Origin of the sequence: Nonomuraea sp. NPDC050202 (assembly GCF_040656115.1) — a bacterium.
In the GTDB taxonomy this organism is placed as follows: Bacteria; Actinomycetota; Actinomycetes; order Streptosporangiales; family Streptosporangiaceae; genus Nonomuraea.
The window spans coordinates 422,116-448,500 of record NZ_JBFALF010000001.1 but is presented as its reverse complement, the minus strand read 5'-3'; the positions used below and the strand labels follow the sequence as shown (position 1 = coordinate 448,500).

Sequence of the window (26,385 nt, the reverse complement as noted above, 5' to 3'; positions counted from 1 at the left end):
CCGAACAGGCGTTCTATACCGAGGGGAGCGGGCATGGGAACTTCCTTCAGTTGCGGTGGCCGAGCACGTGGAGCTGCATGGCGATGTCACGCAGCACGGGATGGGTCGAGGCGGCCTGCTCCAGCGCCACCAGCGCCTCCGCGGCGCCCGGCTCGCCGTCCACGAGCCTGCTGGGCACCAGGTCGGCGAAGACGCGCACGCCGTGGATCGCGCCGACCGCGAACCCCGTCGCGGTCAGCAGCTCGACGAGCGTGTCGGCGGCGAAGCGCCTGGGCGTGGGGTCACGATCGCCCCAGGTGCCCCTCGGGTCGGCCAGCACGGCGACGGCCTCGTCGAACTGCCCGGACAGCGCCCGGTGGATGGCGCTGCCGACGGGGTTGGCGGCCAGCACGCTGACGGCCCCGCCCCTGCGCAGCAGGGCCGCGACCGCGGTCAGCGCGCTGATCGGGTCCTCCACGTACTCCAGCACGCTGTGGCACAGGACCAGGTCGGCGGCGTCGCGATCGAGCAGCTCGCCCAGGTCGGCGGCGTCGCCCTGCAGGCCGCGCACGCTGACGCCCTTCTCCTTGGCGCGGCGCTCCAGCGCGGCCAGCGAGTCGGGGCTCGGGTCGACGACGGTGACGGCGTGGCCCAGCGCGGCCAGCGGCACGGCGAACCCGCCGGTGCCGCCGCCGGCGTCGACGATGTCGAGCGACTCCCGGCCGGTGGCCGCCGTGCGCTCGGCCAGCATGGACCGCAACGCGTCCCAGACGACGGCGGTCCGCACCGCCGGGGTCCTCGTGGTGACGCCTTCAGCACGCAACGTCGGCTCGCCTCTCTCCCCGCAAAATGTGCACGCCGCGAAGGTGCACGTCGCGAACGGCTTTCTTCGTGGTCGGGCCCAGCCTACGCCGTACGCGGGAGCTCCCGCTCCCCACCGCCGATACCCGTTCCGCTCAGCCGTCACCCAGGCAGGCGGCCAGCCGCCCGGGCGCCCGCAACCGCCACGCGTCGGTCAGCGGCTCGCCCATCTCCGCGGGGTCCACCGCCCCGAACCGCACGAGCACGATGGCGTGCCCGTCGTAGTGCGGCGTGCTGCCGAACGTGCCCGGCTGGGCGGCGATCAGCTCCTGCTTGTCCTCCTGCGAGGCCACCGGGAGCACCAGCAGGTCGCCCTCCTCCTTGATCCGGGCGAACCACCTGCCTCGCACGTAGAAGGCGGGGGTGCCGTACATGAGTTTCTCGGAGGTCTCGGGCAGCGCGAGCGCGAGCCTGCGCACGTCGTCCTCGGTCACCATGGGCCCACGCCGGCCGGAGACGGAAAAGGGCGCGTCGCGGCTGGTGACGCGCCACTTTCCGTACGGGCTCGGCCACACGGTCAGGCACCCGCCCCGGGCTGACGGATGCGAAGCCTGACCGCGGACCAGTACTCGTCCCTCGCCTCGCAAGCCGTGGTGCAGGCCGGCGTGGTCAGAACGTACCCCGAACGGGCGGCCCCGGCCCGCGAACGCGTGACCAAAGGGGGTGTCTAAAGGGTGAGGCTTGGCTTGAGTTGCTTGAAGCGGGCCAGCAGGCCGTTGACGAACTGCGGGGACTCGTCGGTCGACAGCTCCCCCGCCAGGTGCACCCACTCGCTGATGACCACGCCCTCGGGCACGCCCGGCATCCAGAGCAGCTCGTACGTGCCGCCGCGCAGCAGGTTGCGGTCGACCGCGGGCATCCGGTCCAGCGTCCAGCCCTCGGCGTAGGTGGTGATCAGCTCGTCGATGCGCGCGTGGTGCCTGGCGACGCCCTCGACGATGGTCGAGGTGTACTCGTTCACCGGCGGCTCCTGCCGCTCCACGCGCTCGGCGAGGATCTTCAGCGGATTCTCGCTGCGCAGCTCGGCCTCGAACAGGATGTCGAGCGCTCGCCTGCGTGCCTTGCCCCGTGCCGACACCTCAGGCCCGGCCGAGGTATTCGCCGCTGCGGGTGTCGACCTTGACCTTCTCGCCGGTGGTGATGAACAGCGGCACCTTGATCTCGGCGCCGGTCTCCAGCGTGGCGGGCTTGGTGCCGCCGGTGGAGCGGTCGCCCTGCAGACCGGGCTCGGTGTTGGAGATGGTCAGCTCGACGGCGGCGGGCAGGTCGACGTAGAGCGCGGAGCCCTCGTTGAAGGCCACCGTGGCCAGCGTGTTCTCCAGCATGTAGTTGGCGGCGGTGCCGACCGTGGCGCTGGGCACGTTGACCATGTCGTAGGTCTCGGTGTCCATGAACACGAAGTCGTCGCCGTCCTTGTACGAGTACTGCATCTCGCGCTTGTCGACGTTGGCCACCTCGACCTTCACCCCGGCGTTGAAGGTCTTGTCGACGACCTTGCCGGAGAGGACGTTCTTGAGCTTGGTACGCACGAACGCGCCGCCCTTGCCCGGCTTGACGTGCTGGAACTCCACAACGGCCCAGAGCTCACCGCCGTCGAGCTTCAGCACCATGCCGTTCTTGAGGTCGTTGGTCGTCGCCACTCGTTCTCTCCCGCGTGTGGCCGCTCTAAAGGACGAGCAGCTCCTTGGTCGTCTTCGTGAAAAGTTCCGGCCCGCCCTCACGTGTCACGAGGGTGTCCTCGATCCGGACGCCGCCCCGGCCCGGGAGGTAGACCCCAGGCTCGACGGTGATCGGAACTCGATCCTCTAGTCTACCGGTCCGCGAGGGGCCCAGGAACGGCTCCTCGTGGATCTCCAGCCCGACCCCGTGACCGAGACCGTGCCTGAAGTGCCCGCCGTGGCCCGCACTCTCGATGACGGAGCGGGCGGCGTCGTCCACCTCCCCGGCGAGCGCGCCCGGGGCGAGGGCGCGCCTGCCCGCCCGCTGCGCGGCGGCGACCAGCTCGTACACCTCGCGCTGCCAGCCGGCGGGCGGGCCGAGGCTGACCGTCCTGGTCATGTCGGCGTGGTAGCCCTGGTAGCGGGCGCCGAAGTCGAGGGTCACCAGGTCCCCGGCGCGCAGCTCCCGCGAGGCGGGGGTGTGGTGCGGGATCGCGCCGTTCTCGCCGGATGCCACGATCGTGTCGAACGCGGGCTTGTCGGCGCCCAGCTCGGTCATGCGGCGATCGAGCAGGCCGGCCAGCTCGCGCTCGGTCATCCCGGGGGCGATCCGCGGGGAGACGTCGGCGAAGGCCTGGTCGGTGATGGCGCAGGCGGTGCGGATCAGCTCCAGCTCCGCCTCGTCCTTGACCGCGCGCAGCAGCTCCACCACCGGCCCCAGCGGCACGAGCCCGTCCCCCAGCCGGCGGTAGGCGGCCACGCTCATGCTCGCGGCCTCGATCCCGGTGCCCGGCGCCGCCAGCCTGCCCGCCACGTCCGCCGCCTCGGCCGACGGCACGTCCAGCTTGCGCGCCGCCTCGATGTAGCGGTTGTCGGTGGCCAGCAGCGCCGTGCCGTCCGCCCTGACCAGGACGGCGGCGTTCGAGCTGGCCAGGCCGGTGAGGTAGCGGACGTTGACGGGGGAGGTGACCAGCAGGGCGTGGACGTCGTGGGCGGGCAGCAACTCGGCCAGCCGCCCCCTGCGCGCCGCGTAGTCGAAGGTCATTCGCCCAATGTACGTGTAACGCCCCTCTTGTCACTATTGCCCGTCAAGTCCCAAATGCCGGTCGGCTACCTGGTGGGGAGCCGCCACTCCCCCATGAACGCCGCAGCCGGGCCATCCGGCGCCATGTCGCCCTTCTCCTGCGCCCTGGCCAGGTCACGGTAGACATCGGCGATCTGGTCGAGCGTGGCGTCGGGCTTGCCCTCGCCGAACTTCCTGGCCGCCCTGCGGAGCTTCTCCCGGGCCTTGCCCGCGACCCGGGGGTCGATGCCGCCCATGCTCTGCTGGGCCATCAGCGCCTCGTCGAACTCCTGCAGCCACTTGGCGTACCCGCCGGGCGGGATCGCCTCCCCGAGCGTGGCCTTGGGGATCGAGGTCTCGCGCAGGTAGTCGGGATCCTCGTCGGGGTCCTCGTCGGGACCGGCGGTGAGCCCGAGGTCCGGCGAGGGGTCGGGGGTGGACGGCAAGGTGCTGGGGGTCGCCGGCGGCGTGCTGACCTCGGCCGTCGGGGTGCTCTGCGCGACCGGCGGCTCCTCGCGCGCGCCCGCCCACATCACCATGCCGACGGTCACGGCCGCGATGACGACGACGGCGGCGGCCAGCTGGATGATCAGCTTGCGGTTCGGGGCCGAGGGCGGCTCCGGCTCCAGGTCGCCCGCCTGGAAGACCGCGGTGTCGCCGGCCCTCGGCGGCGCCCCGCCTGCCCCGCCCGCCGCACCGGCGTGGAAGACCTCCGTCGCCCCTTGCCCCGGACGGCCGAAGCCACCGGTCGGCGCGCCACCCGCACCCGGCCCAGTCCCAGGACCGCCCGGACCCCCGACTCCGGCGCCCGCACCCATCGCGCCCGCGGCGCCCGGGTTGAGGCCGGGGTCACGAAGGGAGACGCCGGTCACGGGCGGGCCGGCCAGGCCGGGCTTCGGCCGGGCGATGGCCGCGAGCGCGCGCCTGATGGCCTCGCCGCTGGCGGGCCGCTGCGCAGGGTCCTCGGCGAGCATGGCCAGCACCAGCCGGTCCAGCTCGGGCGGCACCTCACGCCTGATCGCGCTCGGCGGAACGGGCCGTCCCCGGCCGGCGGCACCCTGCCCCGCCGCACCACCCGGCGCACTCCGCTCAGCCGCCGCACCACCCGGCGCACTCCGCTCAGCCGCCGCACCACCCGGCGCACTCCGCTCAGCCGCCGCACCACCCGGCGCAGTCCGCTCAGCCGCCGCCTCGCCCGGCGCGGCCTCCTGGCCGGACGCGCCCGCCTCGGACGCCGCACCGTCTCCGAAGGGCGGTCGCCCGCACAGCAGCTCGTAACACACCCACCCCAGCGCGTACACATCCCCGGGAGCCCGCGCCACCTCCCCCGCGGCCCGCTCGGGCGCCACGTACCGGCTCCCGGCGGGCGCGGGCGCCCGCTCGTCCATCCCGAACCCGACGACCTTGAGCACCCCGCTGGCGGCCTGCCGGAAGCTGTCGGGACCGACCCGCCCGTGCACCACGCCGGCCCGGTGCGCGGCGTCCAGCCCGGCAGCCGCCTGCCCGACCAGGTCGCACACTTCGACGATCTTCATGGGCCCGCGCGCGGCCAGCTCCTCGCCGAGGCTGAGCCCGGTGAGGTACTCCATGACCAGGAACGGAGCCCCCTCGTGGTCACCGACGTCGAGGACCATGGCCACGTTCGGATGGATCACCCGCGCCACGGCCTGAGCGTGCTGCCTGAGCACCTCCCGGGTGGCGGCACCCGCCGCCCTGGCGCCCAGCACCTTCACGGCCACGACCCAGTCGGCCCGCGTGTCGTACCCGCGCCACACCTCGCCCATCGGCCCGCTGCCGATGCGCTCGTCAAGCCGGTACCGGTCAGCGACCAATGACGGCGCACGCTCCGTCCCGTCGGACATATCCCCGCCAATTACTCGAATATCAGGATTTCCGACCCACCATAGGGCCCTCGCAACCCCGCCCGCCCCACCTTCGCCCCCCACCCCTCTCGACATAACGACTTTCGTTATTTACGATTATCGTTATGCCAACTCGCTGGATCATCAGACTGGAAACCCTGCTGAGCACCGGCCTGGCCCTCGGCGTCCTGGGCGCCCTGGCCGGCCTCCTCGCCAACGTCGCGATCGCGTTCTTCGGCACCGCGAAGGGCATGGGCATCCCCCTGCAGGTCTTCGACGCGCCGGCGGCGGGCATGACCGTCGGCGGCGCCACGGTCGAGGCCATCAGCGCCGAGGTGACGGTCCGCCCGCGCGGCGCCGCACCGCTGGTCGGCCTGCTCTACCTGCTGATGTGGGCGCCGGGCACGGCGACGGCCCTGCTGGCGCTGTTCACGGTCGTACGGGCGCTGCGCAGGGCCAGGTCGGGCGATCGTGCCCTGTTCTCCACGGTCACGGCCGATCACCTGCGCAGGCTCGGCTGGATCCTGATCGTGGGCTCGGTCGTGTCGGCCGTGCTCGGCGCCGTGGCGCAGGCCATACTCTCCCCCATGCTGCTGGCCGAGACCCATCCCTTCTACCTGCCGTCGGGCGAGCTGGTCGGCGCCGTCGTCGCGGGACTCGCCGCGCTCGGCGTGTCGGAGATCGTCCGCCGGGGCCTGGCCCTGCTCGAAGAGGTCGAGGCCACGATCTGATGGGGGAGCCGATCATCAGGGTGCGGCTGGACGAGGTGCTCAAGGAGCGCGGCATGACGCTCACCGAGCTGTCGCACCGCGTGGAGATCACCGTCGTCAACCTGTCCATCCTGAAGAACGGCCACGCCAAGGCCGTGCGCTTCTCGACGCTGGCGCGCCTGTGCGAGGCGCTGGGCTGCCAGCCCGGAGACCTGCTGACATACGAATGAGGGGGCGGCCGGAGCCACCCCCCTCAAGGTCGAGCCGGATCAACCGGCGGCCGGATCAGGCAGCGGCCGGCTCGGGCACGCGCGGCGCGGGCGCGCGGTCGAGCGACTGCGGCGGCGCGTTGAAGACCGCCGTGTCCAGGCGCCCCTCGGAGCGCGCCACGAGCACCGGCACCACCATCTGGCCGGTCACGTTGGTCGCGGTGCGGATCATGTCGAGGATGGGGTCGATCGCCAGCAGCAGCCCGACGCCCTCCAGCGGCAGCCCCAGGGTGCTGAGCGTGAGCGTCAGCATCACCGTGGCGCCGGTCAGGCCCGCCGTGGCGGCCGAGCCGACCACCGAGACGAACGCGATCAGCAGGTAGTCGCCGAACCCGAGCGGCACCCCGAACACCTGGGCCACGAAGATCGCGGCCAGCGCCGGGTACACCGAGGCGCAGCCGTCCATCTTGGTGGTGGCCCCGAACGGAACCGCGAACGAGGCGTAGTCACGGTCCACGCCGTTGCGCTCGACCGTGACCCGCTGCGTCAGCGGCAGCGTGCCGACCGAGGAGCGCGAGACGAAGGCCAGCTCGATGGCGGGCCAGGCGTTGCGGAAGAACGTGACGGGGCTGACCTTGCCCCACACGGCCAGCAGCGTCGGGTACACGGCCAGCAGCACGACGAAGCAGCCGACGTAGACGCCGGCGCTGAACTTGGCCAGCGGCGCCAGCAGCTCCCAGCCGTACGTGGACACGGCCTTGCCGATCAGGCCCGCCGTACCGATCGGCGCCAGGCGGATGACCCACCACAGCGCCTTCTGCACCAGCTCCAGCACGGAACGGGCGAGGTTCAGGAACGGCTCGGCCTTCTCGCCGACGGCCATCGCCGCCGCACCGAGGACGACTCCCAGAAACACGATCTGGAGGACGTTCACCTCGGTGAAGGCGGTCACGACGTTGGTCGGCAGGATGCCGGTGACGAAGTCGAGCCAGGTGCCCTGGGTGTCGGAGGGCTTGGCCCCGGCGGTGTCGAGGGTGACGCCCTGGCCGGGGTTGATGAGCAGGCCCAGCCCGATCGCCAGCGAGACCGAGACGAACGCCGTGATCAGGAACCACAGCAGCGTCTTGGAGGCGAGCCGGGCCGCGCCGTTGACGTTGCGCAGGTTGGCCACGCTGACCAGCACGGCGGTGAAGACGAGCGGCGGCACGGCCAGCTTGAGGAGCTGGACGAAGATCTGACCGACCTGCTTCAGCGTCTCAGCGAGCCAGGCCACGTCCCAGATCTTGGCGGCGAAGCCGAGCACCACGCCGACGAGGAGGCCCAGCAGGAGCTGCAGGGAAAAGGAGAATCTCTTCACGGATGAGGAAGCCTTCGCGAGAAGGGCATGCCGAAGGGGCACGCCTGGTGAGGGGTGTGGACGGACGGGCAGCCGTCAGCTACAGAGCGAGCCGTGCAAGCGGCACAGATCGATGTGCAGCCGCTCTACGAGCCACACGAACACCAGGGAAAACCTCACGACGTGCAACAACAGCCGCGAAAAAGGGAGCATTCCCCCAATCCGGGTGATCTACCTCACTATGCGGCAAACTCCTTGATCGTCTCGATCAGCCGGAGCCGCTCCTCGTGCGTCCTGCCGAGCGGCGTCACGTTCAGGGTCGTCACGCCCGACTCCTTCATCGCCTGCACCCGATCGCGCACGTAGCCCTCGCTGCCGACCAGCGACATCTTCTCCAGCAGCTCGGCAGGCACCTGCGCGGCGGCCTCCTCCTTCTTGCCCTCCAGGTAGAGGTCCTGGATCAGCTCGGCCTCCTTCTCGTAGCCGTAGCGCCTGGCCAGGTCGTTGTAGAAGTTCCTGCCCTTGGCGCCCATGCCGCCGATGTAGAGGGCCGCCATCGGCCGCCCGAACTCCAGCAGCCCGGCCACGTCGTCACCGATCGCCAGGCTGGCCTGGGCGATCACGTCGAGCTCGCCCAGCTCGGGATCGCGCTTGGCCTTGCCCGCGGCCAGCGCGGGGCCCCACACCTCGGCGGCCTTCTCGGGCACGTAGAAGATCGGCTCCCAGCCCTCGGCCAGCTCGGCCGTCAGCTCGACGTTCTTGGGCCCGATGGCGGCCACCACGATCGGGATGCGGGGGCGTACCGGGTGATTGATGATCTTGAGGGGCTTGCCCAGGCCGGTGCCCTGGCCGGCCGGGAGCGGCACGGTGTAGTGCCTGCCCTCGTACTGGACGCGCTCGCGCCGCCAGACCTGCCGGCAGATCTCGATGACCTCCCTGGTACGCCCCAGCGGCGCGGTGTACGGCACCCCGTGGAAGCCCTCGATCACCTGCGGCCCCGAGGCGCCGATGCCGAGCGTGAAACGCCCGTCGGAGACGTAGTCGAGGCCGGCGGCCGTCATGGCCATCAGCGTCGGCGTGCGCGAGTAGATCGGCAGGATGCCCGAGGCGATCTCCAGCCGCTCGGTCTTGGCCGCGATGTAGCCCATCTGGCTGACCGCGTCGAAGGAGTAGGCCTCGGCCACGAACACGATGTCGAGCCCGGCCTTCTCGTAGTCGGCCAGCTCTGCCACCGACTCCTTGAAACCACCCGAGTACTTGAGTGCCATACCGATGCGCATGCCGGGCTCCCGCTGGACCGAATGATGTTCTGTTACGACTCGGACATGTTATCGCGTCGGCGATGCGGGGTGGGAGCCGCTAGCCTGGTTCGGGTGCTGAGTCGGCTCGTCATCGTCGTGTCCGTCGTGGTGGCCGCGGCCCTGGCGGGGCACGGGTTGATCCCCGCTCTCGGCGGGTTCACGCCCGTCCTCGAGAGCCTGCTGCCCTGGATCGGGCTCGCCGTTCCCGTGCTGCTCGCCGCCGCCGCGGTGGCACGTTCCACCGCTGCCGCCGCCGCGGCGCTGGTGCCGGGGCTGGTGTGGGCCGTCATGTTCGGCTCCACGCTCTTCCGCACGCCGCCGGGCGGGCCCAGCGACCTGGCCGTCGGCACCGTCAACGTGGGCGTGCGCAACAGCGCGTCCGGCGAGGCCGTACGCGTGATCGCCAAGGACCTCGACGTGCTGGCCGCGCAGGAGCTGACCAAGGGCGGGCCCGCGGCCAAGCAGCTCAACAAGATGTTCAAGTACCACTACCCGGTCAGCACGGTCGGCCTGTGGAGCCGCTACCCGATCAGCGAGACCGAGCCGCTCGACATCGGCCTCGGCTGGCCGCGCGCCCTGCGCGCGGTCGTCACCACCCCCAAGGGCAAGGTGACCGTCTACGTCATGCACCTGGCCTCGGCCAGGCCCGGCCAGACCACCTCGCGTGACGCCTCGCTGGCGCACGCGCGCAAGCTCATCGACGCCGACCGCAGCAAGCGCATCCTGCTGCTCGGCGACCTCAACACCGCCACCACCGACCGCGGCATGCGCGGCCTGACGCCGCCGCTGACCGACGCGCAGGTCGCGGCGGGCGACGGGTTCGGCTTCACCTGGCCGGCCGAGTTCCCCGTCACCCGGCCCGACCACATCCTGTTCAAGGGGATGACCGCGACCAAGGCGGGCGTGGCCCCGGCGACCGGCAGCGACCATCGGGCCGCGATCGCCTCACTGCGGCTCTAGACGAACGGCCCAGAACGGCCCGGACGAACGGCCCGGCCGGACAGCCCTGGGCTGACGGCCCGGACGGGCCCGCCTGGACGGGCCTGCCTGGACGGACGGCCTACGCGGACGGCTCCAGGCGGGCGAGGTCCTCCGGCGTGTCGATGTCGGCCGGGTCGCCGTACTCGTCGCACGGCACCTCGGTGACCAGCCCGGGATGCGCCTGCATGAACGGCCGCGCCCCGACGTCGCCCACGGCCAGCGCGGCCACGCCGGCGAAGTGCGGGCGGGCGATCAGCACGGGGTTCCTGCGCCGGCCCCCGTAGGTCGCGACCGCCAGCCCGGTGGCGCCCGCGGCGATCAGCGCGCGTACCGCGCCCGGCCCGATCAGCGGTTGGTCGATCAGCGCGACCACCACCGACTCGGCCTCCTCGGGCAGCGCGGCCAGCCCGACCCGCAGCGACGACCCCATGCCGGAGGCCCAGTCCGCATTGCGTACGGTGACGGCCCCGCGCACCTGCACCGTGGCCGCGCCCAGCACGACCACGACCGGGTGGCAGCCGCCCTCCTCCAGCATCCGCACACCCCGGTCCACCAGCCGCTCGCCCGCGAACTCGACCAGCGCCTTGGGCCTGCCCAGCCGCGTCCCCTCGCCGGCCGCGAGCAGCAGCCCGGCCGTCCTGGACGACCTCATGGCGCCTCGTGGTGGATGCGGCCCCGCGTCGTGGACAGCGGGCGGCCGGAGCCGCCCCACCGGAGCTGAATCAGCTCGGCGGCGATCGACACGGCCGTCTCCTCGGGCGTGCGCGCGCCCAGGTCGAGGCCGATCGGCGATCTCAGCCTGGCCAGCTCGGCCTCGGTGAGCCCGGCCTCGCGCAGGCGGGCCAGGCGGTCGTCGTGGGTGCGGCGCGAGCCCATCGCGCCGACGTACCCGGCTCCGGTACGCAGCGCCACCTCCAGCAGCGGGACGTCGAACTTGGGGTCGTGGGTCAGCACGCAGATCACCGTACGCTCGTCCACCTGCACGGAGGCCAGGTAGTCGTGCGGCCACTTGACCACCACCTCGTCGGCGTCGGGGAAACGCTTGGCGGTGGCGAAGATCGGCCGCGCGTCGCACACCGTGACGTGGTAGCCGAGGAACTTGCCCACCCTGGCCACCGCCGCGGCGAAGTCGATCGCCCCGAACACCAGCATCCGCGGCGGCGGCGCGAACGAGTGCACGAACACCGCCAGGTCGTCCAGCCGCCGCTCCCCCTGCCCGCCGTAGTGCCGCAGGCCGGTCAGGCCCTGGGCGAGCATGCCGCGGGCGTCGTCGTCCACGGCGTCGTCGAGGCGTTCGAGGCCGAGCGTGCCCTTGGTGCGGTCCGGCCAGATGATGCGGCGGGCGCCGGCCTGGCCGGGACCGGAGACGATGGTGGCCACGGCGACCGGCTCGTGCGCCTCCACCGACGCCGCGATCTCGCCCAGCTCGGGGAAGGTCTCGATGGAGACGGGCTCCACTAGGATGTCGATGATGCCGCCGCAGGTGAGCCCGACGGCGAAGGCGTCGTCGTCGCTCACGCCGTACCGCTGCAGGACGGGCGTCTCGATCCCGGCGGCCAGCTCGAACACCGCGCCCTCGACGCAGCCGCCCGAGACGCTGCCGACCACCTCGTCCCCGCGCACCGCCATCGCCGCGCCCGGCGGCCTGGGCGCGCTGCTCCAGGTGCCGACCACCGTGGCCAGCCCGAACCTGAGCCCCGACCGCCACCACTTCATGATCTCCGGCAGCACGTCACGCATGCGCGAGCCTTTCGCTGAGTTGCTCGAAGGCGGCCAGGCTGTGCCCGGCCACCAGGTCGTCGAGGTACGGCAGGGCGGCCCGCATGCCGCCGGTGAGCGGCTGGTAGTCCTCGTACCCCTTGTGCGGGTTGACCCAGATCACCCGGTACGCCTGCCTGGCCAGCCTCGCCAGCTGCGTGCCCAGCAGCTCGGGGTCACCTCGTTCCCACCCGTCCGATGCGATCAACGCGATCGCGCCCCTTGCGCTGAAACGGGCGAGATACTCCTTGAGTTCCTCCCCCAGCCGGGTGCCGCCGCTCCAGTCGGGGATGACCTTGGACACCTCGTTCAGCGCGGTGCCGGGGTCGCGGTGGCGCAGCTCGGCGGTGATCGGGGTGAGCCGGGTGCCGACCGAGTAGACCCTGGTGGCCCTCGGCTCGCTCCTGACCAGCGCGTGGGCGAAGCACAGCAGGGTCTCGGCGTACGGGGCCATCGAGCCGCTCACGTCCACGAACATCACCACCGTGCGCGGCCTGGTGGTGTGCCTGCGGTGCCGGAGCCTGGCGACCTCGCCCTTCCTGAGCGCGTCGCGGATGGTGCGGCGCTGGTCCAGGCTGCCCCGGTGGGCGCTCTCGAAGCGCCGTGACCGCCGCCGCGCCCGGCCGCCCTTCAGCAGCGCCATCATGCGGTGCACCTCGGCGCGCTCGGCCTCGGTGAGCCTGGCGACGTCCCGGTGCCGCAGCACCTCGATCCGGCTCGCGGTGGCGGGGGCCGGCGTGCCGTCGTCACCGCCGCTCTCGCCGTCGCCCTGCCGCTCGGCGAGGTGGCGGGTGACGCTCGTCGTCGCCGTACGCTGCAGCGCCGCCTTCCGCCCGCCGAAGTAGGCGGCGAAGCACCGGTCGTAGCGGGGCAGGTCGTCGGGGCCGGCGCACAACGTCAGCCGGCCGGCCCAGTACACCTCGCCCGGGTCGGTCACGTCGAGGTGGTCGAGCGCCCTGAGCAGGTTCTGCGTACGCTCGTGGTCGGCCGCGACGCCCGCCGCGCGCAGCGTCCTGGCGAACCCCGTCATGGTGGCGGCGAGCTCATCCATGGGAGAGCAGCCCGTTGCCGATCACCGCCGCCACGTCCTCCCGGTACTTCAGCGCCGCGCCCAGCGTGGCGGCCGCCCGGTCGGGGTCGAGCTCCTTGGCCCCCAGCGTCAGCAGCGCCTCCGTCCAGTCCAGCGTCTCGGCCACGCCGGGCGGCTTGACCAGATCGGCCTGCCGCAGCCGCTCGGCCGCCCGCGCCACCTGCATCGCCAGCGTCTCGGTGCAGCGGGGCAGCCGCCGCAGCAGGATGGCCACCTCTCGGTCGAAACTCGGGTGCTCCAGCCAGTGGTAGAGGCAGCGCCGCTTGAGCGCGTCGTGCACCTCGCGCGTCCTGTTCGAGGTCACCACGACCACCGGCGGTATCCTGGCCTTGATGGTGCCCAGCTCGGGGATCGAGATCGTGAAGTCGGAGAGCACCTCCAGCAGGAACGCCTCGAACTCGTCGTCGGCCCGGTCGATCTCGTCCACCAGCAGCACGCTCGGCTGCGTCTCGATCGCCTTTAGCAGCGGCCTGGCGATGAGGAACCTGCGGTCGTAGATCTCCCCCTCCAGCCTGCTCACGTCGGTGATCCCGGCGGCCTCGGCGGCCTTGAGGTGGAGGAGCTGGCGGGCGAAGTCCCAGTCGTACAGCGCCTGGGCGGCGTCCAGGCCCTCGTAGCACTGGAGCCTGATGAGCGGCGCCTTCAGCAGCGCGGCGAGCGTCTTGGCCAGCTCCGTCTTGCCGACCCCCGCCTCCCCTTCGAGGAAGAGCGGCCGCCCCATCCGCAGCGCCAGGAAGGCGGCCGTGGCCAGCCCTTCGTCGGCCAGGTAGGCGTGCCGGTCGAGGAGCTCGATGAGCTTGTCCGGCGACTCGATGTCCATTGCCCTGATTGTCCGCCGCAGCACGCCTTCAGGCTACGTCGACACCAGCTTCGGCGATATTCACCCGGAGCGACCATGACAGAGTGTAAGATCTTGATCACCGAGTGAGAGGATGTCAAGGCATGCCCCCTCGCCTTGCTACCGACATGACCCCGTGTGCCGTCTCCGCCACCACGGCGGCCGAGATCCCGGTCGAGGACTGATGCCCGTTCCCCCAGGCATGCCCGAGTCGTGGGAAGACCACCACGTCTCGCCGGCGACCAGAGAACAGCGCAAGATCACCGCCGCTCGCAGGGCGATCGACGTCGCCCTGCAGACCCGCTTCCTGTGGATCTGCCCGGAGAAGCGGGAAGCGATCGCCACCTGCGAAGACTTCGAGCTCCTGCAGCAGTGGCTGATCCGCATCCTCACCGTCGACACCGTCGACGAGCTCTTCGCCGAGCCGGGTTAGCCCTCGGGCGCCTCGCCGCGCTCCCGGATCAGCGCCCGCAGCTCCGCCGTCGCCTGACGGGCGCGGGCCTTCTCCGAGCCCTGGATGCCCATGACCCCGACCGTACGCCCGTCCGACAGGTCGAGCCGCGGCCACGGATCGCCCACCACCATCGTGACCTCCAGCACCTCCGGCCACGTCACCCGCTGGGTGCGGACGGCGTTGACGATCGTGAGCCCCTTCTCGTCCGCCTCCACCCGCACCCGGCCCAGCAGATGCAGCACCCACGCCACCGCGCACCCGAACGCCACGATCGCCACCCGGTCCGGCAGCTTGAACGGCTGCGCGATGAAGACCGCCATCACCACCGCCCCCAGCACGATCACGACCGCGAAGCCGTAGGCGACGACGCGGCCCCGGCGCGGACGCCAGGTGACGGGCAGGGGCGGAGGGGATACGGGCTCTGGCACGAAGGAAACCTACCGTAGGTCAGTGGAGGGTCCTGAGCAGGAGGGCGGTCTCGAGCGCGGCGATGGCCGACTCGTACCCCTTGTCCTCCTTGCTTCCTGGCAGCCCCGACCGGTCGAGCGCCTGGTCCATGTTCTCGACGGTGAGCACGCCGTTGCCGATCGGTGTCTCCTCATCCAGCGAGATCCTGGTCAGACCCGACGTCACCGAGTCGCACACGTAGTCGAAGTGGGCCGTCTCGCCGCGGATGACCGCGCCCAGCGCCACCACCGCGTCGCAGCGGCGGGCCAGGGCCTGGGCGACCACCGGGATCTCCAGCGAGCCGGGCACCCGTACCACGGTCGCGCTGGCGCCGCTGTCGTCGCACGCCTGCACGGCCCGCGAGACGAGCTGGTCGGTGATCTTGGCGTGCCAGCTCGCCGCGACCACGCCCACCGTCAGCCCCGACGCGTCGGGCACCGCGACGCCCGGCCTTCCTTCCCCGCTCATGCGTTCTCCCCGATCATGACGCCTCCGAGATGTCGTGGCCGAGGCGCTCGCGCTTGGCCTTCAGGTAACGCTCGTTGTACGGGTTCATGGCCACCGGCATGGGCTCGCGGCCGAGCACCTTGATGCCGTAGCCGTCCATGCCCTTGAGCTTGGCCGGGTTGTTGGTGAGCAGCCGGATGGACTTGACCCCGAGGTCGGCCAGGATCTGCCCCGCGTTGGAGAACTCCCGCGCGTCGATCGGCAGCCCCAGCTCCACGTTGGCGTCGACGGTGTCGCTGCCGTTGTCCTGCAGGCTGTACGCCTTGAGCTTGGCCAGCAGGCCGATCCCCCGGCCCTCGTGCCCGCGCAGGTAGACGATCACACCGCGGCCCTCCTGCGCGATGGCCGACATGGCGTTGTCGAGCTGCACCCCGCAGTCGCACCGCATCGAGCCGAACACGTCGCCCGTCAGGCACTCCGAATGCGCCCTGACCAGGATGTTCTCGCCGCCGGCCAGGTCGCCGTAGACGAGCGCGACGTGCTCGCCGCCGTCGAGCGCGCTGGCGTACCCGTACGCCCGCCACATCCCGTACGTGTTCGGCAGCCGCGTCTCGGCGACCCTGGTGACCATGCTCTCGGCCCGCCGCCGGTAGTCGACGAGCTGCTCGATGGAGACCAGCGCCAGATCGTGCTCGTCGGCGAAGCGGCGCAGCTCGGGCAGCCTGGCCATGGTGCCGTCGTCGTTGACCACCTCAGCCAGCGCGCCGGCCGCCGACAGCCCGGCCAGCCTGGCCAGGTCGACGGCCGCCTCGGTGTGGCCGCGCCGGGCCAGCACGCCGCCCTCGTGGTAGCGCAGCGGGAAGACGTGACCGGGGCGGACCAGCTCGTTGGGCTCGGTGGCCGAGTCGGCCAGCGTGCGGATGGTCTTGGCCCGGTCGGCCGCCGAGATGCCCGTGGTGACGCCGTCGCGGGCGTCCACGGTGATCGTGTACGCCGTGCGCATGCGCTCCTTGTTGTGGAAGACCATGAGCGGCAGGCCGAGCCGGTCGAGCTCCTTGCCCTCCATGGCCACGCAGATCATGCCGCTGGTGTGCCTGATCGTGAACGTGCACAGCTCCGGCGTGGCCTTGGCCGCGGCGAAGATGAGGTCGCCCTCGTTCTCCCGGTTCTCGTCGTCCACGACCACCACGGGCCTGCCGTTGCGGATGTCCTCGATCGCACGCTCGATCGGGTCGAGCTTGATGTCGTTCACTGCGCCACCGCCGCCACGCCCAGGGGTCCCGTACGGTATTCGCGCAACCACTTCACGAACCCGACCAGGACCAGCACGAAGAACACCCCATACACCGCTCCGGAGACCACCAGCCCCGAGCTGAACGCCAGCGGCACCCCGACCAGGTCCACCGCCACCCACACGATCCAGAAGTCCACGAGCGCCCTGCCCTGCGCCCAGGTGGCCATCGCGCTGCCGACGAAGATGTAGGCGTCGGCGGCCACCAGCGCCATACCCTTGACCCCCGGCACCGAAGCCCCCCAGGACAGGCCCGTCACGTAGAACAGCAGCCCGATGACGGCCGTGCCCACCAGCATGACCGCGATCAGCATCGACCGCTCCCACCAGTGGGCGGGCCTGATCGCCAGTTGCCCGCCGTTCTGGGTGCCGCGCCGCCAGGCCCACCAGCCGTAGACCGCCAGGCCCGCGAACAGCGCCTGCTTGAGCGCGTTGCCGGTGACGTGCGCGTTGATCGAGGCGGCGAACAACAACACCGCCCCGGCGAACTGCACCGGCCACGTCCACATCGACGTGCGCATGGCGAGCAGGACCGTGGCCAGGGCGGCGATGTTGCCCACCAGGTCGGTCCAGAGCACATGCGTGTTGAATATCTCGAATCCGGCGTTGAGCCAGTTCATCGCCTGACCACCAGCCTCTCCACGTATTTCGCGATCACGTCCACCTCGATGTTGACCACGTCACCCACCCGCCGCTCGCCCATCGTGGTCAGCTTCAGCGTGGTCGGGATGAGGCTCACGCCGAAGCTGTCGTCGTCAACCGTCGTCACCGTCAGGCTGATTCCGTCGATGGCGATCGAACCCTTCTCCGCGACGTAGGGGGCGATCGGCTCGGGCAGGGAGAAGCGCAGGTCGTCCCAGCTCTCGCCGGGGTCGCGGGACATCAGGACGGCGGTGCCGTCCACGTGGCCCTGCACGATGTGCCCGCCGAGGCGCTGGTCGGCGCGTACGGCGCGCTCCAGGTTCACCGCGGAGCCCTCGGCGAGGCCGCCCAGGGAGCTGCGGTCGAGAGACTCCTTGATCACGTCCACGGTGAACACGTCGTCCTTCACCTCGACGACCGTGAGGCACACGCCGTTGACGGCGATCGAGTCGCCGTGCTTGGCGTCGGAGGTGACGATCGGGCCGCGCACCGACAGCAGGGCGCCGCCGCCCGCTTGCTCGATGGCCACCACTTCGCCCTTTTCCTCAATGATTCCGGTGAACATCACTACTCCCTGCCTCGTTGGGTGAGGGGCCGGGCAATAAGCCGTACATCCGGCCCTATGGGGGAAATTTCGTCAAATGTCAGGCGGTGGAGCTCGCCGATCGTGCCCACCCCGGCCGCGCCCAGCGCGGCCCGCCCCGAGCCCAGCAACGCCGGAGCCAGGTACGCCACCACGCGGTCGACCAGCCCCCGCCGCACGAACGAGCCGGCCAGCGTCGGCCCGCCCTCCAGGAACACGCTCACCACGTCGCGCGCGGCCAGCTCCCGCAGCAGCGCCTCCAGGTCGAGACCGCCGTCGCGGCGGGGCAGGCGAAGCAGATCGGCCTTCAGCCGGGTGTCGGCGTCGTCGGCCACGGCAATGAGGGTGGGCGCCTGGTCGTCGAGGACGCGGGCCGACTGGGGCGTCCTGGCGTCGGCATCGACCACCACCCGCAACGGCACCCGCCCGCCTGGGCCCGCATCCCTGCCCGCGCCTCCAGGCCGCCCGCCATCGCCTCCGGGCCGCCCGCCATCGCCTCCCGCGGCGGCGTGCCCATCGGCACCTCCCGCACCGCCCTCGCTCCCGTCACGGCCGTCAGGTGCCTCGGCGCCCTCCCGCCCCGCGGCGCCCTCCCACCCCGCGGTGCCCTCCCGCCCTGCGGCGCCCGACCCCGGCACGCCGCCGGAGCGCTCCAGAGCCTCCTGCGCCGCCACGGCCGGGAGCTCCACAGCTGCCCGCACCTCGGCGGTGGGGCGGGCGGTGAGCTGGGGGTCGTCGGCCAGAACGGTGCCGATCCCGGCGACGATCGCGTCGGAGGCGGCTCGCAGCCGGTGCACGTCCGCCCGGGCCTCGGGCGAGGTGATCCACTTGCTGGTGCCGTCCTCGGCCGCCGACCGCCCGTCGAGCGTGGCGGCGAACTTCCAGGTCACGTGGGCCCGCCCGAGCCGCGCGCAGGTCAGCCACTCCTCGTTGACCCGCTCGGCCACCCCGGCGAGGACCCCGGTCGTGACGGCCACGCCATGGTCCCGCACCCGTGCCGCTCCACCGGCCGCCTTCGGGTTGGGGTCGGACACGGCGATCACCACCCGCGCCACCCCCGCCGCCAGCAGCGCGCGGCTGCACGGCCCCGTCCTGCCGGTGTGGTCGCAGGGCTCCAGCGTCACGTACGCGGTGCCGCCGCGCGCCCGCTCCCCCGCCTGTGCCAGCGCGACGACCTCGGCGTGCGGCCCGCCGGCGTACGCGTGGAAGCCCTCGCCCACGACCTGCCCGGCGGCGTCGAGCACGACGCAGCCGACGACGGGGTTGGGGCTGGTGGTGCCGTGCCCGTGCGCGGCCAGCTCGACGGCGCGCGCCATGTGGGCGGCGTCCTGCGCGGGTGTCTCCAACCCCGGGTCTCCTACTCGCCAGTAGCTCCAAGCCACGGCGGGCCCCGGGGGATTTCTCGCCATGATGCGGCACACGCATCACGGCAGGCGCCCGGCTGGGACACCGGACACCTCGCGCGCTTCCTCCCATCCGGACTTTAACCGTCGGTCCCGGAATTTCACCGGGTCAACCGGCCGATGGCATCGGCCGGGTCGCGGACTGTCACCGCCGGTTCGGAATTTCACCGACCCCGGAGCACGCTAGCTCTCTTCGCATACCAGTTTGCCATGCCGGTGACCGAGCACGCGACCACCCCCGCAAAAACAACCAAGCGCTCGCTTCAGGCAGCCATCAGCCGGTGCGCGCGCCGCGCCGCCGGGCTGTAGCGGACGTGCCCCGGGACCAGGCCGAGCCCGGTGTGCAGGGTCCGCAACGTGGCGGTCGCCCACAGGTCGCCGACCGGCGTGGCGGGCAGCCCGTACAACCTCCTCGCCCAGCGCGGCAACGTCGCGAACGCCAGCAGCGTCAGCGCGGGCATCGCCGGCTTGAGCGGCGTGAGCAGGCGCGGCAGCGGGGCGTTCAGCGACAGGCGCAGCGGATGCGCGGCCTCGGGCACGAAACGCAGCCCGGGACGCTCGGCCTCGATGTAGTCGCGCAGCTCCGCCACCGAACCGGGCACGTCCGCCGCCGCCAGCCCCACGACCTCGGCGGCCCTGCGCCACTCCGCCACGAACGTGTCGGCCTCCTCGTCCGACAGCCCGACCCCGGCGCGGCGGGCGACCGACAGGTACGAGTCCACCTCGCCCACGTGCACCCAGCGCAGCGCGTCGGGGTCGTCGAGGTGGAAGGTGACCCCCGTGTCGGGGTCGTACGCGGTCAGCTTGGCATGGATCTTCCGTACGCGGCGGCCGGCGCGTTCGACCTCGGCATGGGTGCCGTAGGTGCGCACGCGGACGAACTCGGTGGTCCGTACGAACCGGGACCAGGCCTCCTGCGGATCCATCAGCGCGGAGTTCTGCAGCACCCCGCGCATCGCCCTCGGATGCAGCCCCTGCATGAGCAGCGCGCGGATGCCACCCACGAGCAGGATCGGCTCGCCCATCACCCGCCACGTCACCGAGCGGGGCCCGAAGATCCCATGGTCGCCCATAAGTGAAGAATTACCCAGGTGATGCCGGGTTCATGTCAGGAAATGGCGCGATCGGCGGCGGCGCGCAACTCGTCGATCGCGGCCCCCGGATCGGAGGCCCCGTACACGGCGCTGCCGGCCACGAACACGTCGGCCCCCGCCTCGGCGCACCGCTCGATGGTGCCGGCGTCCACGCCCCCGTCGACCTGCAGCCAGACCCCGCCGCCGTGCCGGCCGATCAGCTCGCGGGCCCGCCGGATCTTCGGCAGCACCACGTCGAGGAACTTCTGCCCCCCGAACCCCGGCTCCACGGTCATCAGCAGCAGCATGTCGACCTCGCCGAGCAGGTCTTCGTACGGCTCGACGGCGGTGGCGGGATTGAGCGCGAGCCCCGCCCTGGCGCCGAGCGAGCGGATCTCGCGCAGCGTGCGGATGGGCGCCTTGGCCGCCTCCGCGTGGATGGTCACGCTGCCCGCCCCCGCCTCGGCGTACTGCGGCGCCCAGCGGTCGGGGTCGGCGATCATGAGGTGGCAGTCGAGCGGCGTGTCGGTCGCCTTGCGCAGCGCCTCGACCACGGGCAGCCCAAGGGTCAGGTTGGGCACGAAGTGGTAGTCCATGACGTCGACGTGCAGCCAGTCGGCGTTCGGCACGGCGGCGGCCTCGTCGGCGAGCCTGGCGAAGTCGGCGGCGAGGATGCTGGGCGAGATCTGTACGGCCATGATCCCCCTAGTCTAGTGACCCGCGCCGCCCCGCCCTCGCCCGGCGCCCTGAGACTCCTTCTCCCGCCGGGCCATCAACCCGAGCCTGATGAACAGCACCGGCGCCCCCACCTGCACCCACAGGGTCAGCACCGCATACCCCGCGTACGTGCCGACGGCTCCCTCCGGCAGCACTTCGCGCTCGGCGTACCAGATGAGCACCGCCACGACCGTCCCGATCACCCACCGCCCGGCCCGCGCCCCGAGCGACCCGCCCGCGTCGAACCACCCTAGCCGGTACATGATCGACGCCCCGGCCAGCGTGCCCAGCAACACCCCCGCCAGAGTCACGACGGTGTCCATGCTCTCGGGGTCGATCGTCCCCGCGGAGCTCCAGCCCGCCGGCACCACCCACCCGGCGTACGGCGCGTTGGCCAGCGCCGCGCCGCCGATCATCGCGCCGGACAGCACCGCGGACGCGGCGAGCTGCACCCACAGCGGCCGCCCGCGCCACCAGGCCGTCGCCGGCCGTTCCAGCCGCCGGACGAGCAGCAGCACCACGAGCCCGAGCAGCACGCCGACGACCACGTCCGAGATGAAGTGCACGCCCAGATACACCCGGCTCAGGCACACCAGCACGACGATCGCCCCGGCCGCCCACCACGCCCACGGCCTCGCCGCCGCCATGGCGAGCCGCCCCAGGCCCGCGGTACCGGTCTGCGCGTGCCCGGAGGGCAGCCCGAAGGCCCCCTCGACGGAGAACGGGTGGATCCTGGGGTCGATCCAGTACGGCCTGGGCTGGTGGACGGCGAGCTTGCCGATCGCGTTCGTAGCGGCGGCCGCCAGGACGGTGAACCCGAGCCGCAGCGCGAGCGCCGGGTTGACACACCAGTAGAGCAGGGGCAGGCAGAGCAGGAAGAACGTGTCCGTGCCGAACACCGAAACCAGCTCCAGCACGGGCCGGACGGCGTCAGGCCAGCTCTGGAGCCAGATGATCGGTCCCAGCTCCGCCAGGTGAAGGTCGTCCAGAAAATCCACGTTTCCGATCGGATCACACGGACGGGCGGCGCGTCAGGCGATCTTGCGCAGCGGGACCAGGAACACCTCAGGCGATCTCACGCAGCAGGACCACGAAACACGTCAGGCGATCTTGCGCAGCAGGGCCAGGAACATCGCGTCGGTGCCGTGCCGGTGCGGCCAGAACTGGGCGTGCGGCCCGTCGCCGAGCCCCTCGATCCCGGGCAGGTAGTCGCGGGAGTCCAGCTGCTCGACGTCCTTCCTGCGCGCCAGGACGTCGCCCACCACGACCCGGGTCTCTGCCAGGTGCGGGGAACACGTCACGTAGGCCACGACGCCACCCGGCCGCACGGCGTCGAGCGCCGTCTCCAGCAACCGCCGCTGCAGCTTGCCCAGTTCGGCGATGCCCGCCGGATCGCGCCGCCAGCGTGCCTCGGGCCGCCGCCGCAGCGCGCCGAGCCCGGTGCAGGGCGCGTCGAGCATGACCCGGTCGAAGACCCCCGGCCGCCACGCGGGCTCGGTGCCGTCGGCGGTGACCACGGACGCGTTCCTGGTCGTCTCCCAGACGAGCCGCGCCCGGTGCCGCTGGACGTCGGCGGCCAGCAACCGCGCCCCGCCGGGAAAGGCCTCGGCAGCAGCGCCGTCGCCCGCCGACCCCGCCTCGGCGGCGGCGTGCATCGCAGAGCCCGCCTCGGCACCGGCGTGCATCGCAGAGCCTGCCTCGGCGCCGGCGTGCATCGCAGGGCCCGGTTCGGCGCCGGCGCTGCTCGTGCCGCCGGCCGCGCGCCGGCGGGCCTCCTCGTCCAGCCCGGCGAGATCACCGTGGGTGGCGATGGCGTCCAGGAGCCCGGCCTTGCCGCCGGGCCCCGCGCACATGTCGAGCCACAGCTCGTCGCCGTCGCCGTCCACCGGCACCCGGGTGAGGGCGAGCGCCACGAGCTGGCTGGCCTCGTCCTGGACGGCCGCGCGCGTCTCGGCCACGGCCTCGATCTGCCCGGGGTCGCCTTCGCGCAGGTAGGCGGCGTACGGGGAGTAACGCCCCGGGACGGCGCCGGCCTCCTCCAGCTCCTCCACCGAGCTGCGCCCCGGCCGCGCGACGAGCGTCACCAGGGGACGGGCGTTGTCGGCGTCGAGCAGGTCGGTCATCTCATCGGCCGTGCCGAGCGCGTCGCGGAAGGCGGAGACGATCCAGCGGGGGTGACCGTAGGCGACCGCGAGGTGCCCGACCGGGTCGTCGGCCGGGTCGGGCGCCACGATGGGCACCCACTCCTCCAGCGTCCTGGAGCCGATCTTGCGCAGCACCGCGTTGACGAACTTGGCGGCCCCCTGGCCAATGCGCAGGCGTACCAGATCGACGGTGGTGCCGACGGCCGCGTGCGGGGGCACGCGCATGCGCAGCAGCTGGTGGGCGCCGATCCGCAGCGCGTCGCGCACGTCGGGGTCGGGCGCGCGGTCGCTGCACATCTCGATGATGGCGTCGTAGGTGCCGAGCCCGCGCAGCGTCCCGTACGCGAGCTCGGTGGCCAGCGCGGCATCGCGGCCCTTGATGCCGCGCTCGCGAAGCAGCCGCGGCAGGAGCAGGTTGGCGTACGCGTCGCGCTCGTCCACCGCGCGCACCACGTCGTAGGCCGCGTTGCGCGCCGGGTCACGCGACGGCCTGCGCGGCCTTCCCGCACGGTTGTCGCCGCCCCTGCCGCCGGGCCCCTGCTGCCCCCTGGTCTTCATCGCCTCAAACTCTCGCTCGCACCCGGTCGCCACGCCGCCGGCCCGATGATCCGGCCCGCTCGGTCACTTGAAGGCCTCATCGCCTTCGGGGCGAACCCCGCGGGCCCACTCCACGGCCCCCATCAACCGCTTGCCCTGCGGCTGCACCTCACCCAGCTCCACCGCGTCGCTGGCCGTCCCGACCAGCACAGCGGTCTTCGTGGCGAGGACCTGCCCGGGCGCCAGCCGCTCCCCGGCCACCACCCGCACGGGCCCCACCTTCATCCGCTGCCCCCGGAACTCGCTCCACGCCCCCGGGTTGGGGGTGCAGGCCCGGATCAGCCGATCGACGTGCATGGCGGGCTTGGCCCAGTCGACCCGCGCGTCGCCCACCGCGATCTTGGGAGCGATCGTGACGCCGTCGGCGGGCTGCGGGCGGGCCTCCAGGGCGCCGTCCTCGACCCCGTCGAGGGTGGCGGCGAGCAGCCCGGCGCCCGACACCGCCAGCCGCTCCAGCAGCGCCCCGCTCGTGTCGGAGGGGCGGATCTCCTCGGTCACGACGCCGTAGACGGGCCCGGCGTCCAGCTCCTTGACGATCTGGAACGTGCTCGCCCCGGTGATCTCGTCACCGTGCAGGATCGCGTGCTGGACGGGCGCGGCGCCGCGCCAGGCGGGCAGGATCGAGAAGTGCAGGTTGATCCAGCCGTTCCGGGGCACGTCGAGCGCCGACTGCGGCAGCAGGGCGCCGTAGGCGACCACGGGGCAGCAGTCGGGCTCCAGCGCCCGGAGCCGGTCGAGGAAGGCGGGGTCGCCGGCCTTCTGCGGGCGCAGCACCTCGATGCCCGCCTCCTCCGCGAGCTCGGCCACCGGCGAGGGGTGGACCCTGCGGCCGCGGCCCGACTGGGCGTCGGGGCGGGTGACGACCGCCACCACCTCGTGCCGGGGCGAGTCGATCAGGGTGCGCAGTGACGGCAGTGCCGTCTCGGGCGTGCCCGCGAAGACCAGACGCATGCTCTCAGAGTGCCTTTCCGCCGGTGGCGTGGGGCGAGACCTTGATCACGGGAGCGGACAGGCCGCTCCACTCCGCCTCGCGTACGGCCTTCATGGCCAGCTTGCGCTGCTTGGGATCCATGCGGTCGATGAACAGGATGCCGTCGAGGTGGTCGGTCTCGTGCTGGAAGCAGCGTGCCATGAGGTCGGTGCCCTCCAGCGTGACCGGCTCGCCGTGCATGTTGAAGCCCTTGGCCACGGCGCGGATCGCGCGCGGCGTCGGGAACGACAGGCCGGGGAAGGACAGGCAGCCCTCCTCGCCCTCCTCGTCGAGCTCGGCGGACAGGTCGAGGTCGGGGTTGATCAGGTGGCCGAGCTGGTCGTCCACGTAGTAGGTGAACACCCGCAGCCCGACGCCGATCTGCGGGGCCGCCAGGCCCGCGCCCGGGGCGTCCATCATCGTGTCGGTCAGGTCCTTGACCAGCTTGCGCAGCTCCTTGTCGAAGTCGACGACCGGGGCCGCCGGGGTGCGCAGCACCGGATCTCCGAACAGCCGGATCGACTGGATCGCCAAGGGGGTTCACTCCGTTCTCAAGCGTGGATCAGCCCAGTTTAGTGCAGGTCCGGGCCCGATCAGGTGGGCCGACTACCCGCTCTGGCGGGCGTGCTCCAGCGAACGGGCCTTCATCGCGGCCTTGCGCGCAGCCTTGACCACGGCCTGGTCGTCGTGGGCGGCGGCCAGCATGTCGAGGACGGCGATCGTGTCGGGATGGCCGACCGCCGGCATGTCGCCGACCAGCTTGATCAGGTCCTCGCCCGGCTCGGGCGGGTCGATCCGGCCGGCGGCGGGGCCCGACAGGTGCATGAGGGCCGCCAGCGAGTCGACCGCGATCCAGGTGTGGTCCTCGGGGCTGAGCGTGGGGGCCTCGAGGTCGCGGATGTGCAGCCAGGAGGCGGCGTAGCGGCGCATCAGCGGATGCTCCAGCGCCTGCCTGACCGGCGCCTCGGCCTCCGGCCCGAGCTCCTCGAGAATCGCGCCGACGGCGCCGCGCTGCCCGGCCGTGCCGGAGGCGGCGATCTCGATCAGGTCGCGGGCGGCCGACTCGGGCGAGCGGCGCTCCAGCCAGCCGGCCACCGCGCTCTGCGTGGCGCTGCCCTTGACCAGCGCCTCCACCAGCTCGGCCGCCGACAGGTCGGCGAACACCTCCACCTCCGCGGTGGTCGGCGCGTCGTGCCCCTCGCGCAGCAGGTCGCGGCGGATGGCCCAGACGCCGAGCGGGGTGAGCGCGGTGCGGCCGGCGGCGGTCTGCTCGACCAGCCCGCAGTACGTCAGCAGCGACAGCGCCTCCAGCAGCTCCGCTGGCAGCGCGGCGGCGATCTTACGCATCTCGGCGGGGCCGGGCGCGCAGGCCACCTCGTGGGACTGCAGGATGCCGCGGGCGAGGTTGGCGGTGGCCACTCCCGACCGTACGGAGTAGATCGTGGCCAGCATCTCGGCCAGGTGACCGTCGACCACGGCCGAGCCGGTCAGGCCCTCGTCGGCGCGGTCGAGCACGTCCATGACCACGCCGTCCCAGAACTCCAGCGTGGCCTCGACCGTGAGCTGCATCGACAGCGGCCCCCGCGAGGCCCGGCCGCCCAGGATCTGCAGCAGGCCGGTGTTGACCGCGACGATCCAGATCAGGCGCAGGCGGGAGGCGGGCAGGCCGAGCTCCTGCGCGGCGGCAGCGGCGTCGGCCTCGGTCAGGTGCCCGCCGGGGGTGACCTGGCGCTCGCCCGTCCACGTGGTGAGCCTGATGGCGTCGGCCACGAGCGGCACGACGGGCACCGCCCTCGCCAGCTCGGCGTCGGGTGCCAGCAGGACCGGCGGGAACGTCAGCGCCTCATGCTCCACGTGAGTCTCCTCAGGGGGCCGTGGAGGCACGGCGGCCTGCTCATCGATCAGCTTGCGCAGCTCGGCGAGGTCGAAGACGTTGTTTGCCACCCACGAAACTTACTGCACACCGGTCAC

29 protein-coding genes and 1 riboswitch are annotated in these 26,385 nt (G+C 72.3%); of the genes, 4 read left to right on the top strand and 25 right to left on the bottom strand.

The window, feature by feature from the left end; all coding sequences use genetic code 11:
* Nucleotides 1-46: 46 nt before the first annotated feature.
* The 6 genes from AB0I79_RS02305 to AB0I79_RS02280 form a co-directional block, all read right to left on the bottom strand.
* Nucleotides 47-766, bottom strand: a complete 720-nt coding sequence (locus AB0I79_RS02305; protein WP_357865994.1) for a methyltransferase domain-containing protein — start codon at nt 764-766, stop codon at nt 47-49.
* 169 nt (nt 767-935) lie between these two features.
* Nucleotides 936-1,277, bottom strand: coding sequence for an MmcQ/YjbR family DNA-binding protein (locus AB0I79_RS02300; protein WP_357865992.1), 342 nt, complete (start codon nt 1,275-1,277; stop codon nt 936-938).
* A gap of 230 nt (nt 1,278-1,507) precedes the next feature.
* Nucleotides 1,508-1,918, bottom strand: a complete 411-nt coding sequence (gene nusB / locus AB0I79_RS02295; protein ID WP_357865991.1) for a transcription antitermination factor NusB — start codon at nt 1,916-1,918, stop codon at nt 1,508-1,510.
* Nucleotide 1,919: 1 nt separating this feature from the next.
* Nucleotides 1,920-2,480 carry an elongation factor P gene (gene efp / locus AB0I79_RS02290; protein WP_225273946.1) on the bottom strand — a complete coding sequence of 187 codons (561 nt, stop codon included), beginning with the start codon at nt 2,478-2,480 and terminating at the stop codon, nt 1,920-1,922.
* A 25-nt stretch (nt 2,481-2,505) separates the two neighbouring features.
* Nucleotides 2,506-3,543 (bottom strand): Xaa-Pro peptidase family protein, encoded by a 1,038-nt coding sequence (locus AB0I79_RS02285; RefSeq protein ID WP_357865989.1) that lies wholly within the window; start codon nt 3,541-3,543, stop codon nt 2,506-2,508.
* A 65-nt stretch (nt 3,544-3,608) separates the two neighbouring features.
* On the bottom strand, nt 3,609-5,393 hold the full coding sequence (locus AB0I79_RS02280) for a serine/threonine-protein kinase (RefSeq protein WP_357865987.1): 1,785 nt from the start codon (nt 5,391-5,393) through the stop codon (nt 3,609-3,611).
* A gap of 155 nt (nt 5,394-5,548) precedes the next feature.
* Between AB0I79_RS02280 and AB0I79_RS02275 the strand changes: the two genes are divergently transcribed.
* Together AB0I79_RS02275 and AB0I79_RS02270 are read left to right on the top strand one after the other, a co-directional pair.
* Nucleotides 5,549-6,154 (top strand): DUF2975 domain-containing protein, encoded by a 606-nt coding sequence (locus AB0I79_RS02275; protein WP_357865986.1) that lies wholly within the window; start codon nt 5,549-5,551, stop codon nt 6,152-6,154.
* Nucleotides 6,154-6,363 carry a helix-turn-helix transcriptional regulator gene (locus tag AB0I79_RS02270; RefSeq protein ID WP_357865984.1) on the top strand — a complete coding sequence of 70 codons (210 nt, stop codon included), beginning with the start codon at nt 6,154-6,156 and terminating at the stop codon, nt 6,361-6,363. The genes AB0I79_RS02275 and AB0I79_RS02270 overlap by 1 nt, the downstream gene beginning before the upstream one ends.
* Nucleotides 6,364-6,418: 55 nt before the next feature.
* Here AB0I79_RS02270 and AB0I79_RS02265 read toward each other — a convergent pair whose 3' ends face one another.
* Complete coding sequence (locus AB0I79_RS02265; RefSeq protein ID WP_357865982.1) at nt 6,419-7,699, bottom strand: dicarboxylate/amino acid:cation symporter; 1,281 nt, start codon at nt 7,697-7,699, stop codon at nt 6,419-6,421.
* 218 nt (nt 7,700-7,917) lie between these two features.
* A complete protein-coding gene (locus AB0I79_RS02260) occupies nt 7,918-8,958 on the bottom strand; it encodes an LLM class F420-dependent oxidoreductase (RefSeq protein WP_357865981.1) in 1,041 nt (346 codons plus the stop codon).
* Nucleotides 8,959-9,051: 93 nt separating this feature from the next.
* Here AB0I79_RS02260 and AB0I79_RS02255 point away from each other — a divergent pair, with 93 nt between their 5' ends.
* Nucleotides 9,052-9,939, top strand: a complete 888-nt coding sequence (locus tag AB0I79_RS02255) for an endonuclease/exonuclease/phosphatase family protein (protein ID WP_357865979.1) — start codon at nt 9,052-9,054, stop codon at nt 9,937-9,939.
* A 100-nt stretch (nt 9,940-10,039) separates the two neighbouring features.
* On the opposite strand, the gene AB0I79_RS02250 is transcribed toward AB0I79_RS02255, so the two are convergent.
* From AB0I79_RS02250 to AB0I79_RS02235, 4 genes are read right to left on the bottom strand one after another with little or no spacing between them, the layout of a single operon-like run.
* Nucleotides 10,040-10,612, bottom strand: coding sequence for a nucleotidyltransferase family protein (locus tag AB0I79_RS02250; RefSeq protein ID WP_357865977.1), 573 nt, complete (start codon nt 10,610-10,612; stop codon nt 10,040-10,042).
* A complete protein-coding gene (locus AB0I79_RS02245) occupies nt 10,609-11,700 on the bottom strand; it encodes an XdhC/CoxI family protein (RefSeq protein WP_357865975.1) in 1,092 nt (363 codons plus the stop codon). The genes AB0I79_RS02250 and AB0I79_RS02245 overlap by 4 nt, the downstream gene beginning before the upstream one ends.
* On the bottom strand, nt 11,693-12,769 hold the full coding sequence (locus AB0I79_RS02240) for a VWA domain-containing protein (RefSeq protein ID WP_357865973.1): 1,077 nt from the start codon (nt 12,767-12,769) through the stop codon (nt 11,693-11,695). Before AB0I79_RS02240 ends, AB0I79_RS02245 begins: the two co-directional genes overlap by 8 nt.
* On the bottom strand, nt 12,762-13,628 hold the full coding sequence (locus AB0I79_RS02235; protein ID WP_357865971.1) for a MoxR family ATPase: 867 nt from the start codon (nt 13,626-13,628) through the stop codon (nt 12,762-12,764). Before AB0I79_RS02235 ends, AB0I79_RS02240 begins: the two co-directional genes overlap by 8 nt.
* Nucleotides 13,629-13,830: 202 nt before the next feature.
* Here AB0I79_RS02235 and AB0I79_RS02230 point away from each other — a divergent pair, with 202 nt between their 5' ends.
* On the top strand, nt 13,831-14,079 hold the full coding sequence (locus AB0I79_RS02230; RefSeq protein WP_357865970.1) for a hypothetical protein: 249 nt from the start codon (nt 13,831-13,833) through the stop codon (nt 14,077-14,079).
* On the opposite strand, the gene AB0I79_RS02225 is transcribed toward AB0I79_RS02230, so the two are convergent.
* The 13 genes from AB0I79_RS02225 to AB0I79_RS02165 all read right to left on the bottom strand — a co-directional run bounded on the left by AB0I79_RS02225 (nt 14,076) and on the right by AB0I79_RS02165 (nt 26,358).
* Entirely contained in the window at nt 14,076-14,528 is a 453-nt protein-coding gene (locus AB0I79_RS02225) for a PH domain-containing protein (protein ID WP_357865968.1), read from the bottom strand. The genes AB0I79_RS02230 and AB0I79_RS02225 overlap by 4 nt on opposite strands.
* Nucleotides 14,529-14,547: 19 nt before the next feature.
* A complete protein-coding gene (ribH, locus tag AB0I79_RS02220; RefSeq protein ID WP_357865966.1) occupies nt 14,548-15,015 on the bottom strand; it encodes a 6,7-dimethyl-8-ribityllumazine synthase in 468 nt (155 codons plus the stop codon).
* A gap of 13 nt (nt 15,016-15,028) precedes the next feature.
* Complete coding sequence (locus AB0I79_RS02215; protein ID WP_357865964.1) at nt 15,029-16,246, bottom strand: bifunctional 3,4-dihydroxy-2-butanone-4-phosphate synthase/GTP cyclohydrolase II; 1,218 nt, start codon at nt 16,244-16,246, stop codon at nt 15,029-15,031.
* Nucleotides 16,243-16,905, bottom strand: a complete 663-nt coding sequence (locus AB0I79_RS02210) for a nicotinamide mononucleotide transporter family protein (RefSeq protein WP_357865962.1) — start codon at nt 16,903-16,905, stop codon at nt 16,243-16,245. The genes AB0I79_RS02215 and AB0I79_RS02210 overlap by 4 nt, the downstream gene beginning before the upstream one ends.
* A complete protein-coding gene (locus tag AB0I79_RS02205) occupies nt 16,902-17,492 on the bottom strand; it encodes a riboflavin synthase (RefSeq protein ID WP_357865960.1) in 591 nt (196 codons plus the stop codon). Before AB0I79_RS02205 ends, AB0I79_RS02210 begins: the two co-directional genes overlap by 4 nt.
* 2 nt (nt 17,493-17,494) lie before the next feature.
* Entirely contained in the window at nt 17,495-18,856 is a 1,362-nt protein-coding gene (gene ribD / locus AB0I79_RS02200) for a bifunctional diaminohydroxyphosphoribosylaminopyrimidine deaminase/5-amino-6-(5-phosphoribosylamino)uracil reductase RibD (RefSeq protein WP_357865959.1), read from the bottom strand.
* A gap of 112 nt (nt 18,857-18,968) precedes the next feature.
* A riboswitch (FMN riboswitch) is annotated at nt 18,969-19,099 on the bottom strand.
* Between the two features lie 77 nt (nt 19,100-19,176).
* A complete protein-coding gene (locus tag AB0I79_RS02195) occupies nt 19,177-19,986 on the bottom strand; it encodes an oxygenase MpaB family protein (protein ID WP_357865957.1) in 810 nt (269 codons plus the stop codon).
* A gap of 35 nt (nt 19,987-20,021) precedes the next feature.
* Complete coding sequence (gene rpe, locus AB0I79_RS02190) at nt 20,022-20,684, bottom strand: ribulose-phosphate 3-epimerase (RefSeq protein ID WP_357865954.1); 663 nt, start codon at nt 20,682-20,684, stop codon at nt 20,022-20,024.
* A gap of 12 nt (nt 20,685-20,696) precedes the next feature.
* Entirely contained in the window at nt 20,697-21,701 is a 1,005-nt protein-coding gene (locus AB0I79_RS02185; protein ID WP_357865952.1) for a phosphatase PAP2 family protein, read from the bottom strand.
* 102 nt (nt 21,702-21,803) lie between these two features.
* A complete protein-coding gene (locus tag AB0I79_RS02180; RefSeq protein WP_357865951.1) occupies nt 21,804-23,405 on the bottom strand; it encodes a transcription antitermination factor NusB in 1,602 nt (533 codons plus the stop codon).
* 63 nt (nt 23,406-23,468) lie between these two features.
* On the bottom strand, nt 23,469-24,395 hold the full coding sequence (gene fmt, locus AB0I79_RS02175; RefSeq protein WP_357865950.1) for a methionyl-tRNA formyltransferase: 927 nt from the start codon (nt 24,393-24,395) through the stop codon (nt 23,469-23,471).
* Between the two features lie 4 nt (nt 24,396-24,399).
* Nucleotides 24,400-24,948 (bottom strand): peptide deformylase, encoded by a 549-nt coding sequence (def, locus tag AB0I79_RS02170; RefSeq protein ID WP_357865948.1) that lies wholly within the window; start codon nt 24,946-24,948, stop codon nt 24,400-24,402.
* Nucleotides 24,949-25,020: 72 nt separating this feature from the next.
* Complete coding sequence (locus AB0I79_RS02165; RefSeq protein ID WP_357865946.1) at nt 25,021-26,358, bottom strand: hypothetical protein; 1,338 nt, start codon at nt 26,356-26,358, stop codon at nt 25,021-25,023.
* Nucleotides 26,359-26,385 lie beyond the last annotated feature (27 nt).

Coding starts and splice junctions, on each gene's coding strand:
- AB0I79_RS02300 (WP_357865992.1), bottom strand. CDS start 1,277: ATGGTGACCGAGGACGACGTGCGCAGGCTCGCGCTCGCGCTGCCCGAG.
- AB0I79_RS02285 (WP_357865989.1), bottom strand. CDS start 3,543: ATGACCTTCGACTACGCGGCGCGCAGGGGGCGGCTGGCCGAGTTGCTG.
- AB0I79_RS02275 (WP_357865986.1), top strand. CDS start 5,549: ATGCCAACTCGCTGGATCATCAGACTGGAAACCCTGCTGAGCACCGGC.
- AB0I79_RS02270 (WP_357865984.1), top strand. CDS start 6,154: ATGGGGGAGCCGATCATCAGGGTGCGGCTGGACGAGGTGCTCAAGGAG.
- AB0I79_RS02260 (WP_357865981.1), bottom strand. CDS start 8,958: ATGCGCATCGGTATGGCACTCAAGTACTCGGGTGGTTTCAAGGAGTCG.
- AB0I79_RS02250 (WP_357865977.1), bottom strand. CDS start 10,612: ATGAGGTCGTCCAGGACGGCCGGGCTGCTGCTCGCGGCCGGCGAGGGG.
- AB0I79_RS02245 (WP_357865975.1), bottom strand. CDS start 11,700: ATGCGTGACGTGCTGCCGGAGATCATGAAGTGGTGGCGGTCGGGGCTC.
- AB0I79_RS02240 (WP_357865973.1), bottom strand. CDS start 12,769: ATGGATGAGCTCGCCGCCACCATGACGGGGTTCGCCAGGACGCTGCGC.
- AB0I79_RS02235 (WP_357865971.1), bottom strand. CDS start 13,628: ATGGACATCGAGTCGCCGGACAAGCTCATCGAGCTCCTCGACCGGCAC.
- AB0I79_RS02230 (WP_357865970.1), top strand. CDS start 13,831: ATGCCCGTTCCCCCAGGCATGCCCGAGTCGTGGGAAGACCACCACGTC.
- ribH (WP_357865966.1), bottom strand. CDS start 15,015: ATGAGCGGGGAAGGAAGGCCGGGCGTCGCGGTGCCCGACGCGTCGGGG.
- AB0I79_RS02210 (WP_357865962.1), bottom strand. CDS start 16,905: ATGAACTGGCTCAACGCCGGATTCGAGATATTCAACACGCATGTGCTC.
- AB0I79_RS02205 (WP_357865960.1), bottom strand. CDS start 17,492: ATGTTCACCGGAATCATTGAGGAAAAGGGCGAAGTGGTGGCCATCGAG.
- AB0I79_RS02195 (WP_357865957.1), bottom strand. CDS start 19,986: ATGGGCGACCATGGGATCTTCGGGCCCCGCTCGGTGACGTGGCGGGTG.
- rpe (WP_357865954.1), bottom strand. CDS start 20,684: ATGGCCGTACAGATCTCGCCCAGCATCCTCGCCGCCGACTTCGCCAGG.
- AB0I79_RS02180 (WP_357865951.1), bottom strand. CDS start 23,405: ATGAAGACCAGGGGGCAGCAGGGGCCCGGCGGCAGGGGCGGCGACAAC.
- fmt (WP_357865950.1), bottom strand. CDS start 24,395: ATGCGTCTGGTCTTCGCGGGCACGCCCGAGACGGCACTGCCGTCACTG.